The sequence below is a fragment of the Arthrobacter sp. Edens01 genome (assembly GCF_001307035.1).
GTDB lineage: Bacteria > Actinomycetota > Actinomycetes > Actinomycetales > Micrococcaceae > Arthrobacter_B.
Window position 1 is genome coordinate 694 of the sequence record NZ_LKIU01000003.1, and the last position, 12664, is coordinate 13357.

Below are 12664 nucleotides of genomic sequence, written 5' to 3' on the forward strand. Positions count from 1 at the left end.
CACGCAAAGCGGCGATAACTCACCGAAGGTTCCCGGAAACCCCCTCCAAACTGCGAGACCTCCCCGAAGGTTGCGCCGGAACCTAGACCACGGACGAGTCGTCCGAAGCCTCCCCGGCAGCCATCTGCGTCCACCGGCGCAGGAACGCCTCCCCGGCGTCGTCGTGGATTCGTTCCCCTGCGGTGAGTACCGGATACGGCTTGGCGGGCACGCCGTCGGCCGGACGCACGTCCACATGCGCGACGTCGTAGCCCAGGGCATGGAGTTCATCTGCCATTGCGTAGTCGGTGCGTGAGTCGCCTACCGTCCGCCACGTCCGCGGGACAGCAGTACCGTTGGCCTCCAGCAGTGCCAGGGCCCGCCGGGCGCCAAGGTCCTTGCCCACGCCGAGTGCCTCGATGTCCGTGGAGATGATGGTGGGATCGATCCGGTAGTCGACTGAATCGTCCGAGTTCGGCGCGTGGTGGTCCAGCCGGCACACTCCCATGTCGAACTCAGACATCAGCGCCAGGGCATCGGCGTCGAACTCTTTCTGCTCAGCCAGGTAATCCGCGTTGGCAACGTCCACGTTCTGCTCCACCGAGACCATTGACCGCTTGGTCTCGTCGAAGAACATGTGCCCGGTGTACTTTCGGGCCACCAGCTCCCGGATGGCGGCAGCGTAGGAGTCCGGCAGCGCCAGGTCCTCATCCACGCTCACGTCACCCGGCCCGGACCCGTTGAAGGAGAACCAGACGCCGCCCTTTTCGCAGATGGCATGCAGCTGGACGCCGGAGGGAAGGCCGGCGGCGATCATCGGCTCCATGACCTGCTTGCGGATAAAGTCATCCGATCGGCCGGTATTGAACACCACCGGCCACCCTGCGGAGGCAAGCGAAACGAGGTGGCCGATCACGGCAGGGGAGACCGAACGGGTAACCGGGGAAGCGACCGGACCGTCGACGTCGAGCAGGAGTCCAAAACGTGCAGAAGTCATGCTTAAGTATCCCCGGACCTGCACACATGCCGTATTCGGCCCCGATCGGCGTAATCCTGCGGGTGCTGCCGGGGCGTCCTGTTTCCTTGGGTGCTGAACTTCTCTACTCTGGATTAGTGATCTTCAAAGCTGTTGGCGACGAGCGCCCCTACCCCGACCATGGATACGTAACTCCCAAGGACTGGGCAGCGGTACCTCCCCGGCAGGTCCGGCTGGACGAGCTGGTGACCACTAAGGCCACCCTGGATCTCGGAGCTTTGCTGGCCGAGGACTCGACCTTCTTTGGAGACCTTTTTCCGCACGTAGTGCAATGGAGGGGCACCATGTACCTGGAAGACGGACTGCACCGGGCAGTCAGGACGGCACTGCATCAGCGCACCATCCTGCACGCCCGTGTGCTGGTGATCGATGACTAACGAGCCCCCTCGAGGGCAGCGCAAGGGAGCTCAGGAAGAGGGCGACCCCACGGAGTGGCACGGCCACCGAATTGTCACCGAGCAGGATCTGGGTGCCGTTTTTGACGACGACGAAAGCACCGAGGCCGCGGAGGAGCGCGCGCGCCGCAAGCGCACGCTGCACACAGTGGTGCTCGGCCTGCTGATCGCCGTGCTCATCGGAGCCGCAGTGGTGGCGCAGGGAATCACGGCGGGCTGGATATCACTGCCCCGCGCGGAACCCCGCCCGGCAGCGGAATCGGGATGTCCCGCAGGCCCCTACACGTACCAGTCGCCGGAGTCCGTCACGGTAAACGTCTACAACACGACGGCGACTCCCGGGCTCGCCGGGCAGGTCGCCGAGGCGCTGAAGACCCGCGGCTTTGCGATAGGCGTAGTGGGCAACAGCACCGTGAACCGGGAAGGAATGACGGCCATCATCCTCTCCGGGCCCGAAGGCGAACCCGGAGCCTTCACCCTCCAGCAGCAGATCCCGGACACCCAGTACATCCAGGACGACAGGGAGGATGCGTCAGTGGACGTTGTCCTCGGCTCCGGCTACAGCGACCTGGTTCCGCTTGAAACAGCGCAGGCCGCAGCTCCCGGTCCGATCACCTGCCCCTGGAAGAGTGAAGGAGCGGAAGCGGGCTAGCAGCCGCTGCCATCCACGGCGCAGGCTCCGCCTTCTGCCACGACGGGCTGGAGCGGCTGGTGGCTTTCAGCCCACGCCTGTGTCAGCGCCTGCAGGAACAGGTCTTCAGGCTGTGCACCGGAAAGGCCGTACTTCCTGTCCAGGACAAAGAACGGCACACCGGTGACTCCCAGGGCACGCGCCTCGGCAATGTCAGCGTTCACTGAATCGGTGTAATCCGTGCCGGACAGGGCTTCGCGCACTGCTTCCGCATCCAGCCCGGCATCAGCGCCGATGCCGGCCAGAACCGCCTTGTCCGAGATGTCCAGGCCCTTTTCGAAGTGTGCCGAGAGCAGCGCTTCCTTCACGGCAGCAGCGGCTTCGGCGCCGCGCGTGTCACGGGCAAGGTGGATGAGCCGGTGCGCGGTGAACGTATTTGCGACCTTCAGCTCATCAAAGCGGTAGCTCAGCCCGACACCGGCGGCCTGCTCGGTGACGTGCTGCAGCATCCCGGAAACCTGCGCGGGATCCATTCCCTTCACCTTGCTCAGGTACTCGACCTCCGAGCCTTCGAAACGCTCCGGGAGGGTTGGATCAAGCTGGTAGCTGCGCCAGCGGACTTCCACCTCCGGGGCATGCTCGAAACGGGACAGGGCAGCCTCAAAGCGCCGCTTGCCTATGAAACACCAGGGGCATCCGATATCGGACCAGATTTCTACCAACACACTGTCGGCAACTACGGGACGAACCTGATCTATTCCCGGCACCATTCCCTGCCCCGGTTTCCTGTGGCATGATCCCGGCATGAAAATTCGCAGGCAGGTACTCGCCATAGACGCACCGGACCTCAACGTGGAGAGCACGTTCTGGGCTTCAATGCTCGGCGGAACGGTTGTTGAAACAGACTACGACTGGCACAGCATCCGGGTGGACGGCGAGAAAGTCCTCGCCATCCAGCTGGCACCGGACCACATCAGGCCGCAGTGGCCGGACGGACAGCCGCAGCAGATGCATCTGGACCTCTACGTTGAGGACCTGGACTCAGCCCACGCCGAAGCCCTGGCTCTGGGAGCGGAGCTGCTGCAGGCAGCCCCGGACACGACTGTCCCCAACGGCTTCCAGGTGTACGCAGATCCCGCCGGCCATCCGTTCTGCCTCTGCTGGGGCGAAGGCTAGCGCTGCTCCGCCGCGTCCGGCGCAGGGGCGTCCGCCGCGTCCGCGACCGGGGCGCCGGGCCGGGCAGCGGCGTCGTACTCCGTGCCCGTCTCATCGGCCAGTTCTGCGCGCTGCCGGCCGGTGCCGCGGACCCAGATCCGGTAGGCGGCAAAGAGGAAGCCGATCCACACAACCCCCACGATCAGGGCGACACGGGTGTCCGGCATGATGCCCAGCAGCACGACAATAAAGACCATGAACGCCAGCGCCGCGTAGGAGGCAACCGGCCAGAACGGCACGCCGAACTCCGAGGCCGGCAGGGAATTGCGCTTGATCTCACGCTTCATGGCGATGTGGGACAGCAGGATCATCAGCCACACCCAAACGGTGGCGAACGTGGCGATCGAGGCGATCAGCAGGAACAGGGATTCAGGCAGCACGGCGTTGAGCACCACGCCAACCAGCAGCACCCCGGCCATGACGGCCACGGTCATCCACGGCACGCCGCGGCGGGAAACCCTGGCGAATCCGGCCGGGGCCTGGCCCTGCTGTGCGAGGGAGAACATCATGCGTCCGGCCCCGAAGGTGTCTGAGTTGATGGCTGAGAGAGCGGCCGTAATGACGACGGCGTTGAGGATGTGCGCGGCGGCCGGGATTCCGAGCGAATCGAAGATCTGCACGAACGGGCTGGTTTCCCCGTCGATCTGCTCCCACGGGAAGATCATCATCAGCACGGCGAGGGCGCCGATGTAGAAGAGCAGGATCCGCACCGGAACGGTGTTCACGGCAGCGGGGATGGCCTTCTTCGGGTTCTCCGCCTCACCAGCGGTGATGCCGATGGTTTCAATGCCGCCGAACGCGAACATCACTACGGAGAAGGACGCCAGCAGGCCCCAGAACCCGTTGGCGAAGAAGCCGCCGGAGCCCAGCAGCGTGTCCAGTCCCGGATTGGCGGCATCCTCCAGCCCAAATCCGAAGACGATGATTGCTGCCCCGCCGGCAATCATGGCGATGATCGCTGCCACCTTGATGATTGAGAGCCAGAACTCGGTCTCCCCGAACACCTTTACCCGCATGAGGTTCAGGGCGGCAATCAGGAGCACGACGGCGAGAATCCAGATCCAGCGCGGGACGTCCGGGAACCAGAAGCCCATGTAGATGCCAAACGCCGTGACGTCGGCGATGGCAACGATGGCCATCTCGAAGGCGAACGTCCAACCTGTGATGAACCCGGCGAACGGGCCGAGGTACCGGCTGGCGTACTGGCCGAAGGAGCCAGACACAGGATGCCGCACGGCCATTTCGCCCAGCGCACGCATTACCAGGAAGACCGCTGCTCCGCCGATGATGTAGGCAAGGAGCACGGCGGGACCGGCTGCCTGGATGGCGGCAGCGGATCCGTAAAACAGGCCCGTGCCGATAGCCGAGCCGAGTGCCATAAAGCGGATGTGCCGGACGTTGAGTCCGCGGGCCAGCGCTTGGCCGAAGGAAGACATGGAGAAACACCTTGAACTGGGGGATTAGCCGCAGCGGCGGCCTATCAATGCTACGCCTCCCAACTTGTTCCATGCTGTGAGCTGGACCCGTACTGCCGTGGCATCGGCCACAGCTGATCCGGTTTAAGGCGATAAGCGGGGCCGGACGCTTTCGCGTCCGGCCCCGCTCTCGATGACTAACTGCCTAGGCAGCCGCAGCCGGTTCCCGGGATTCGTGCAGGAACCGGGCGTAGGCAGGAACGGTGAGGAACGTGGGGAACTGCTCGCCGCAGGCCACTTCCTCGAACAGCTCCAAGGCGTCCTCGAAACGGTCACCGTCGAAGCGCTCCAGCTTGGAGAACTCGTCGTCCATGAGCTCCTCCACCCAGTGCTGGGTCACAATCTCGCCCTCGTCGGTCACTGCGGAGGAGTGGATCCACTGCCAGACCTGCGAACGGGAGATCTCCGCAGTGGCGGCGTCTTCCATCAGGTTGTTGATGGCAGCTGCGCCGTTGCCGCGGAGCCAGGACTCGATGTAGCGGATTCCCACCTCGATGTTGCTGCGGATGCCGGCTTCGGTGATTACGCCCGGGGTGGCTGCAACGTTGAGCAGCTCCTTGTCGTTCGGGATCACGTCCTCGCGGGAACGGTCCAGCTGGTTGGGACGGTCGCCCAGTACGCCGTCGAACACCTCCATGGCCACCGGCACCAGGTCCGGATGGGCAACCCAGGAACCGTCGAACCCGTCGTTGGCTTCACGGGTCTTGTCTGCGTGCACCCGCTCCATCGCGACGTCGTTCGCTGCCTTGTCCCGGCGGTTGGGGATGAAGGCGGCCATACCGCCGATTGCGTGGGCTCCGCGGCGGTGGCAGGCCCGAACCAGCTGCTCGGTGTAGGAGCGCATAAACGGAGCGGTCATGGTCACCATTGAACGGTCCGGGAGGATGAAGCGCGGACCGCGGGTGCGGAAGTTCTTGATCACCGAGAAGATGTAGTCCCAGCGGCCGGCGTTCAGGCCTGCAGCGTGGTCCCGCAGTTCGTAGAGGATCTCTTCCATCTCGAAGGCTGCGGTGATGGTTTCGATCAGCACGGTGGCGCGGATGGTGCCCTGCGGGATGCCGAGCAGGTCCTGGGCCAGGATGAAGATGTCATTCCACAGCCGGGCCTCGAGGTGGTTCTCGATCTTCGGCAGGTAGAAGTACGGGCCGCGGCCTTCAGCGATCAGCCGGTGCGCGTTGTGGAAGAAGTAGAGGCCGAAGTCCACGATTCCGCCGGCAATCGGGGTGTTGTTTACCAGCATGTGCTTTTCCGGCAGGTGCCAGCCGCGGGGCCGGACCACAATGGTGGGCAGGTCGGTGAGCGTGGTGCCGTTGATCTTGTATTCCTTGCCCTCGGGCGAGGTGAAGCCAAGCCTGTTGTTCAGGGCATCACGCAGGTTCAGCTGCCCGTTGATCACGTTGGACCACGACGGCGTGGAGGAGTCCTCCATGTCCGCCAGCCATACCTTGGCACCGGAGTTCAGGGCGTTGATGGTCATCTTCCGGTCCACGGGGCCGGTGATCTCCACGCGGCGGTCTTCCAGGCCCGGAGCGGTGGGAGCCACTTTCCAGGAGTCGTCTTCGCGGATGTGGCGGGTCTCCGGCAGGAACGAGGGGTCAGCGCCGTTGGAGATCTTCTGCCGCCGGGCCTGGCGCTGCTGGAGAAGCTCCTGGCGGCGGGTGTGGGTGGCCTGGTGCAGCGCCTTGACGAAGTCCAGGGCCTGCGGGGTGAGGATCTCCTCCTGCCGGCGGACCGGCGAAGCGGTGAGGGAAATACCGTTCAGGGTGATGGGATCGTTCATGGCGTGCTCCTTGGCGTGTTTCAAGAATTTGGGTTTCCCGCCCGCCCATCGAGATAACAGAAAGTGCTCTTTTCGAGGCCCTAACGGGCAGTTTCTGCTATCTCGATGGGGCGGGGAGAGTGGTGCTGGTTAGTGGAACTGGGCGGTTTCGGTGGAGCCGGCCAGTGCCAGGGTGCTGCCCTCGGGGTTCAGGGCGGTGGCAATTGCGTCGAAGTAGCCGGTGCCGACTTCGCGCTGGTGACGGGTAGCGGTGTAGCCGCGGTCTTCGGCGCCGAACTCGCGCTCCTGCAGTTCCACGTAGGCGCTCATGCCGGACCGGGCGTAGCCGTGGGCCAGGTCGAACATGGAGTAGTTCAGGGCGTGGAAGCCGGCGAGGGTGATGAACTGGAACTTGAAGCCCATGGCACCGAGTTCGCGCTGGAACTTGGCGATGGTGTCATCGTCCAGGTGCTTCTTCCAGTTGAACGACGGCGAGCAGTTGTAGGCCAGCATCTGGTCCGGGAATTCCGAACGGACAGCTTCGGAGAACTTGCGGGCCATTTCCAGGTCCGGGGTGCCGGTCTCCATCCAGATGAGGTCGGAGTACGGTGCGTAGGCCTTGGCCCGGGCGATGCAGGGCTCAATGCCGTTGCGGACCTTGTAGAAGCCTTCAGCGGTGCGCTCGCCCGTGATGAACTCCTGGTCCCGCTCGTCGACGTCGGACGTGATCAGGGTTGCTGCCTCGGCGTCGGTGCGGGCGATCACCACGGTGGGTGTGTCTGCGACGTCGGCTGCCAGACGGGCAGCGTTAAGGGTGCGGATGTGCTGGCTGGTGGGGATCAGCACCTTGCCGCCGAGGTGGCCGCACTTCTTCTCCGAGGCGAGCTGGTCCTCCCAGTGAACGCCCGAGGCGCCGGCCTGGATCATGGACTTCATCAGTTCGTAGGCGTTCAGCGGGCCGCCGAAGCCGGCTTCGGCGTCGGCCACGATCGGCACCAGGTAGTCATCCACGGACTGGATGCCTTCGGCGAACTCGATCTGGTCTGCGCGGAGCAGGGCGTTGTTGATGCGGCGGACGACGGTGGGAACCGAGTTGGCCGGGTAGAGCGACTGGTCCGGGTAGGTGTGGCCGGAATTGTTGGCGTCAGCGGCAACCTGCCAGCCGGAGAGGTAGATGGCCTTCAGCCCGGCCTTGACCTGCTGCACGGCTTGGTTGCCAGTCAGGGCACCCAGTGCGTTCGTGTACCCCTCATCGCCGGCGTTGCGCAGCTGGTCCCACAGCTTCTCGGCACCGCGGCGGGCCAGGGTGTGCTCCTCCTGGACGCGGCCACGGAGCTTGACGACGTCTTCGGCAGTGTAATCGCGCTCGATGCCGTCCCAGCGGGGATCGGTGGCCCAATCCTGGGCGAGCTGCTCTGCGGTGCGTGCTGTCTGTTCGTGGCTGGGTACCTGCGTCATTGCCTTACGTCTCCTAGGTTGCGGTGCGTTGCCGGCGGTGCGTGGATCCGGCATTTCCTTGCTGTGCAATCAACACTCGGGCAAAAACAACCCCCTTTCTAGAGGTTTTCTATGGAAAGAAACGCAGTTCTTCGCTTATTGTGAATTTGTGACCAGCGCAACATGGAACCGGCCCATTTCAACCGGCAAAGCGAACGACGACGGCGCTGCTGACTCCACGCTCGACGTCATCTCCCTGGGCCGCCGGGTACGCCACCTGCGCAAGGGCAAAGGCATGACACTCGATGACCTGGGCGCCGCCGTCGGGACCGTGGCATCACAGCTCTCGCTGATCGAAAACGGCAAGCGTGAGCCGAAACTTGGCCTGCTGCAGTCCCTGGCCAAGGCGCTGGACGTGAGTATCGACCAGCTGCTCGGCTCGGAGCCGCCCAGCCGGCGCGCGGCACTTGAAATCGAGCTGGAACGTGCCCAGCGCGGACCGCTGTACCAGTCCCTGGGCCTTCCGAAGGTTCGCGTTTCTTCGCGTTTGCCGCTGGACGTGCTTGAATCCCTGGTTGGGCTGCAGACTGAACTTGAGCGCCGCCTGAACGAACAGGTAGCAACGCCGGAGGAAGCCCGCCGCGCCAACGGCGAGCTCCGGGCGATGATGCGGGAGCGGAACAACTACTTCCCGGAGTACGAACAGGCGGCACAGAAGGTCCTGGATTCGGTGGGGCATACCAACGGTCCGCTGTCCCAGCACGTTATTGCTGACATTGCCGCGCACCTGGGCTTTAGCCTGCACCACGTCTCGGACCTGCCGCACTCCACCCGTTCCGTCACCGACCTGAAGAACAAACGGATCTACCTGACCCAGTCCCAGCGCTCCGAGCATGATCCGCGCTCAGTACTGCTGCAGGCACTGGGGCACTACGTCCTGGACCACCAGACACCGCGAAGCTACGGGGAGTTCCTCAGCCAGCGCGTGGCCACCAACTACTTCGCCGCAGCCCTGCTGCTGCCGGAGAAGGCGACGGTCGAGTTCCTGCAGCGGGCCAAGGCAGCCAAGGAAATCGCCGTCGAGGATATCCGTGACGCGTTTGCGGTCTCCTACGAAACAGCCGCGCACCGCTTCACCAACCTGGCCACTGAACACCTGGGCATCCACACCCATTTCCAGAAGGTCCACGAGAGCGGCATTGTCTACAAGGCCTACGAAAACGACGGCGTGACGTTCCCTTCCGACCACACCGGCGCGATCGAGGGCCAGCCGATCTGCCGGTACTGGACCAGCCGTGAGGTGTTCTCGGTGCCGGACAAATTCAGTGCCTACAACCAGTACACCGACACTCCGGCGGGCACGTTCTGGTGCACCGCCCGGACCGAGCGGAGTTCCGGCGGACTGTTCTCGCTGAGCATCGGCGTTCCGTACGCCCATGTGAAGTGGTTCCGCGGGCGGGACACCACCGAGCGGTCCAAGTCACGCTGCCCGGACCCGGACTGCTGCCGCACGCCGCCGTCGGAGCTGGCCACTGAATGGTCGGGCATGGCCTGGCCGAGTGCCCGCGCGCACTCGCACCTGCTGGCCGCGCTGCCCCCGGGCGCGTTCCCGGGCGTGGATGAGACTGAGGTGTACAGCTTCCTGCAGGCGCACTCCGGGGACTGACGCGGTTCGCCCATGTCACCCATCGAGAGGCCAGTTACGGCTCGTTTCACGCCCGAAAAGAGCCGTAACTGGCCTCTCGGCGGTCGGCGGGGAGTGCAGGAGAGGGATTACGACGGCGTGGGAAGCGTAAGGATCTCGGCGCCGTCGTCCGTAATAACAATGGTGTGCTCGCTGTGGGCGCTGCGGGCGCCGGTTGCACTGCGCAGCGTCCAGCCGTCCGCGTCAAAGGTCAGCTGGTCGGTGTCCGCCATGACCCACGGCTCCAGTGCGAGCATCAGGCCGGGGCTGAGCACATAGCCGCGTCCGGGCCGGCCTGTGTTGGGGATGTGCGGGTCCTGGTGCATGGTGGAGCCGATGCCGTGGCCGCCGAACTCGGTGTTGACGGGGTAGCCGGCTTCGGAGAGTACCGTGCCGATGGCATGGGAGAGGTCGCCGATCCGTGCTCCCGGCCCGGCGGCGGCAATTCCGGCTGCCAGTGCCCGTTCGGTGGCGGTAATGAGCTTTATGCTCTCGGCCGGTTTGGCGTCCCCCACCACAAAGCTGATCGCGGAGTCGGCGGCAATCCCGGCCTTGGACACAGCCAGGTCCAGGCTGAGCAGATCGCCGTCCTGCAGCTCGTAGTCGTGCGGCAGCCCGTGCAGCACGGCATCGTTCACACCGGTGCAGATGTAGTGGCCGAAAGGCCCGCGGCCGAAGGATGGCGCGTAGTCGATGTAGCAGGACTCTGCCCCGGCTTCGCGGATCATTTCTCCCGTCCACCGGTCGATTTCCAGCAGGTTGGTGCCGACTGTTGCCCGCTTTTTCATCGTCTGCAGGATGTCCGCGACCAGGCGGCCGGTGACGCGTGCCTTCGCCACTTCGGCCGGGTTCAGGATCTCGATCATGTGGTGCCTTTCGAGGGCGGGGGAAATAGGTGTCTGTTCTGCATTCTGGCAGACCGTCTAGGGTGTAGGCATGCCCGAGATGCCCGAAGTGCAGGGACTCGCCGATTTCCTGCGGACAAAGCTGTTGCCGGAGTACGCTCCGCCCGCGCAGGTTAGCGACGTCGAGGTGCTTTCCTTCGCCGTCCTGAAGACAGCGGGCGTGCCGCTGGATGAGCTGCAGAGCGGCCCCGTGAGCGCGGTCGAACGCCGCGGCAAGTACCTGATCATCACCGCCGGGGGAGTGCACCTGGTGATGCATTTGGCCAAGGCCGGGTGGCTTCGGTGGTCGGATGCACTGAAGCCGGGAAGGCTGCGGCCAGGCAAGGGCAGGATGGCAATGCGGGTGCGGTTCAGTCCGCCGGAGCCGGGTGGTGATGAACCCGGATTCGACCTCACCGAAGCCGGAACCAAGAAGTCCCTGGCCGTCTACCTGGTTCGGGACCCCGACGAAGTGCCGGGCGTCGCGCGGCTGGGACCGGAAGCGTTCGACGTCGACCCGAAGACTTTTGCGGCGCTGGTCGCCGGGCACCGGGGCCAGATCAAGGGCCTGCTGCGGGACCAGTCGGTGATCGCGGGAATTGGGAACGCTTACAGCGACGAGATCCTGCACGCTGCCCATCTCTCACCGTTCGCCAACGCAGCCAAGCTGAAACCTGAGGAAGTGGAGCGGCTTTACCAGGCCATGCACGCGGTGCTTGAATCCGCGATCGACAATGCAGCGGGACGCCCGGCAGCCGAACTGAAGGACTCCAAACGCCGTGCCCTGCGGGTCCACGCCCGTACCGGGGAACCCTGTCCGGTCTGCGGTGACACAGTCCGGGAAGTCTCCTTTGCCGATTCATCCCTGCAGTACTGCCCCACCTGCCAGACCGGCGGAAAGCTGCTGGCGGACCGGCGGATGTCGAAGCTGCTGAAGTGAGCCTCTAGCTCAGGGACACCGGAGCGAGAATCGCCGCCACGACCATAAAAATCAGCACCACAATCACAGAAGTGCCGCAGAGCAGCCAGACCCGCCGCTTGGATCCCCGCGGGGCATACCAAATCGCGGCGGCTCCGGCGCCAAGCAGCGCGAGCCCGACGGGCAGGAACGCGCCAACTTTCGGCCAGGTATTCATGGGCAGCAGCAGGTTCGCTCCGTACATCGTCAGGAAAAGGGCAGGGATTCCGAGGCCGATGGATAGGAGGGCAACCAGGAGGTTGAAACGTGCCTGGGCATCTGCCTCCCGGGAGCCGGAGATGCTGGACGCAGCCGATAGCAGCATGCGTATGGATTCTGATTCTTTTTCCAGCTGCCGGCACATTTCCTGACACTGCCGGACGGCGGCGTCATGCAGCCTCATCCACGGCCTGGTCGCGTATGCTGCCGGCTCGTACTGATTGATGAGGGTAGGGTCCTGAAGCTTCCGGTATGCGTGATAGGCCTCGGAATCAGTGCTGTGAACCCACAACCCTTCCCGTACGGATTCGCGGGCTTGATCAGCCGCCCGGCCGCAGATGATGTTCAGCTGAAGCAGGGCGGCGATGACATCTGTGTACTGTTCGGAGGCCTTGGTGTCCGTGCTTGATTCGGCGAGACACGTCTCCAGTGCGTAACGAATCTGGCGGACTGAGGCGACCGCGTTACGCGAGAGTTCGGAGAAGTGCTTTGCGAGGGACGCCGCCGCGTGTGCGCGGTCTTCCGGTACGCGGGCACCACCAACCGCTGCATGCAGATGCTCCGCTGTCATCCGTTCGATTTCTTTTCGGCGCTCAGAATCGTCCTCGGGCACAAGCGCAAACTCGTTGGCCCTGCCGTTCTCAGACCAAGCGGCCACGAGTGTCGCTTCGAGGGCTGTGTCTTCCGGGCCGACAGCGATGAGGACGTAACCCACGGCAACCCAGCGTTCCCCCAGAGCATTCCCTGGAAAGACCAGCAGGGGTGCGACCCGCAGGCCTCCCGACGCAGCCAGGTTTTCACTCACGGCACGCTCGTCCATGTCCCGGTTGGACACTGCGCCCGGGCCAAACCGGACGCTGACACGATGACCTGCCTTCAGCATGGTTCCGGTTGTTTCGTCTCGTCCTGTTTCTTGGATCAATGCATCCCCCAACGTAGCCCCCCAAATAGGTCCTCCCCAGTATGTGCCCTGGACGAGGACGGGCCCCGGA

12 protein-coding genes are annotated in these 12664 nt (G+C 64.4%); 5 read left to right on the forward strand and 7 right to left on the reverse strand.

Annotated features, from left to right (window positions below; genetic code table 11):
* Positions 1 to 82: 82 nt before the first annotated feature.
* Positions 83 to 976 (reverse strand): hypothetical protein, encoded by an 894-nt coding sequence (locus AO716_RS04455; RefSeq protein ID WP_055239779.1) that lies wholly within the window; start codon positions 974 to 976, stop codon positions 83 to 85.
* A 116-nt stretch (positions 977 to 1092) separates the two neighbouring features.
* Between AO716_RS04455 and AO716_RS04460 the strand changes: the two genes are divergently transcribed.
* Positions 1093 to 1392: a type II toxin-antitoxin system VapB family antitoxin gene (locus AO716_RS04460; protein WP_055239850.1), complete on the forward strand. Its 300-nt coding sequence runs from the start codon at positions 1093 to 1095 to the stop codon at positions 1390 to 1392.
* The gene (locus AO716_RS04465) at positions 1385 to 2062 is read left to right on the forward strand and encodes a LytR C-terminal domain-containing protein (protein ID WP_055239780.1); all 678 of its coding nucleotides are present in this window, start codon (positions 1385 to 1387) and stop codon (positions 2060 to 2062) included. Before AO716_RS04460 ends, AO716_RS04465 begins: the two co-directional genes overlap by 8 nt.
* Here AO716_RS04465 and AO716_RS04470 read toward each other — a convergent pair.
* Complete coding sequence (locus AO716_RS04470; RefSeq protein WP_055239851.1) at positions 2059 to 2766, reverse strand: DsbA family protein; 708 nt, start codon at positions 2764 to 2766, stop codon at positions 2059 to 2061. The genes AO716_RS04465 and AO716_RS04470 overlap by 4 nt on opposite strands.
* A 79-nt stretch (positions 2767 to 2845) precedes the next feature.
* Here AO716_RS04470 and AO716_RS04475 point away from each other — a divergent pair, with 79 nt between their 5' ends.
* Positions 2846 to 3217 (forward strand): VOC family protein, encoded by a 372-nt coding sequence (locus AO716_RS04475; protein ID WP_055239781.1) that lies wholly within the window; start codon positions 2846 to 2848, stop codon positions 3215 to 3217.
* On the opposite strand, the gene AO716_RS04480 is transcribed toward AO716_RS04475, so the two are convergent.
* The 3 genes from AO716_RS04480 to aceA all read right to left on the reverse strand — a co-directional run bounded on the left by AO716_RS04480 (position 3214) and on the right by aceA (position 7948).
* Positions 3214 to 4692 (reverse strand): amino acid permease, encoded by a 1479-nt coding sequence (locus tag AO716_RS04480; RefSeq protein ID WP_082413323.1) that lies wholly within the window; start codon positions 4690 to 4692, stop codon positions 3214 to 3216. The genes AO716_RS04475 and AO716_RS04480 overlap by 4 nt on opposite strands.
* A 184-nt stretch (positions 4693 to 4876) precedes the next feature.
* A complete protein-coding gene (gene aceB, locus AO716_RS04485; protein ID WP_055239782.1) occupies positions 4877 to 6511 on the reverse strand; it encodes a malate synthase A in 1635 nt (544 codons plus the stop codon).
* Positions 6512 to 6640: 129 nt separating this feature from the next.
* Positions 6641 to 7948, reverse strand: coding sequence for an isocitrate lyase (gene aceA / locus AO716_RS04490; protein ID WP_055239783.1), 1308 nt, complete (start codon positions 7946 to 7948; stop codon positions 6641 to 6643).
* 148 nt (positions 7949 to 8096) lie between these two features.
* Here aceA and AO716_RS04495 point away from each other — a divergent pair, with 148 nt between their 5' ends.
* Positions 8097 to 9593 (forward strand): helix-turn-helix transcriptional regulator, encoded by a 1497-nt coding sequence (locus tag AO716_RS04495; RefSeq protein WP_055239784.1) that lies wholly within the window; start codon positions 8097 to 8099, stop codon positions 9591 to 9593.
* 107 nt (positions 9594 to 9700) lie between these two features.
* Here AO716_RS04495 and map read toward each other — a convergent pair whose 3' ends face one another.
* Positions 9701 to 10477 carry a type I methionyl aminopeptidase gene (map, locus tag AO716_RS04500; RefSeq protein ID WP_055239785.1) on the reverse strand — a complete coding sequence of 259 codons (777 nt, stop codon included), beginning with the start codon at positions 10475 to 10477 and terminating at the stop codon, positions 9701 to 9703.
* Between the two features lie 70 nt (positions 10478 to 10547).
* On the opposite strand from map, the gene AO716_RS04505 reads away from it, so the two are divergent.
* On the forward strand, positions 10548 to 11435 hold the full coding sequence (locus AO716_RS04505; RefSeq protein WP_055239786.1) for an Fpg/Nei family DNA glycosylase: 888 nt from the start codon (positions 10548 to 10550) through the stop codon (positions 11433 to 11435).
* 4 nt (positions 11436 to 11439) lie between these two features.
* Here AO716_RS04505 and AO716_RS04510 read toward each other — a convergent pair whose 3' ends face one another.
* Positions 11440 to 12555, reverse strand: a complete 1116-nt coding sequence (locus AO716_RS04510) for a hypothetical protein (RefSeq protein ID WP_055239787.1) — start codon at positions 12553 to 12555, stop codon at positions 11440 to 11442.
* Between the last annotated feature and the right edge of the window lie 109 nt (positions 12556 to 12664).

What these genes read in the sequence shown, in the direction of transcription:
- AO716_RS04465 (WP_055239780.1), top strand. Translation starts at nt 1,385, where the DNA reads ATGACTAACGAGCCCCCTCGAGGGCAGCGCAAGGGAGCTCAGGAAGAG.
- map (WP_055239785.1), bottom strand. Translation starts at nt 10,477, where the DNA reads ATGATCGAGATCCTGAACCCGGCCGAAGTGGCGAAGGCACGCGTCACC.
- AO716_RS04475 (WP_055239781.1), top strand. Translation starts at nt 2,846, where the DNA reads ATGAAAATTCGCAGGCAGGTACTCGCCATAGACGCACCGGACCTCAAC.
- AO716_RS04510 (WP_055239787.1), bottom strand. Translation starts at nt 12,555, where the DNA reads ATGCTGAAGGCAGGTCATCGTGTCAGCGTCCGGTTTGGCCCGGGCGCA.
- AO716_RS04455 (WP_055239779.1), bottom strand. Translation starts at nt 976, where the DNA reads ATGACTTCTGCACGTTTTGGACTCCTGCTCGACGTCGACGGTCCGGTC.
- AO716_RS04505 (WP_055239786.1), top strand. Translation starts at nt 10,548, where the DNA reads ATGCCCGAGATGCCCGAAGTGCAGGGACTCGCCGATTTCCTGCGGACA.
- aceB (WP_055239782.1), bottom strand. Translation starts at nt 6,511, where the DNA reads ATGAACGATCCCATCACCCTGAACGGTATTTCCCTCACCGCTTCGCCG.
- aceA (WP_055239783.1), bottom strand. Translation starts at nt 7,948, where the DNA reads ATGACGCAGGTACCCAGCCACGAACAGACAGCACGCACCGCAGAGCAG.
- AO716_RS04480 (WP_082413323.1), bottom strand. Translation starts at nt 4,692, where the DNA reads ATGTCTTCCTTCGGCCAAGCGCTGGCCCGCGGACTCAACGTCCGGCAC.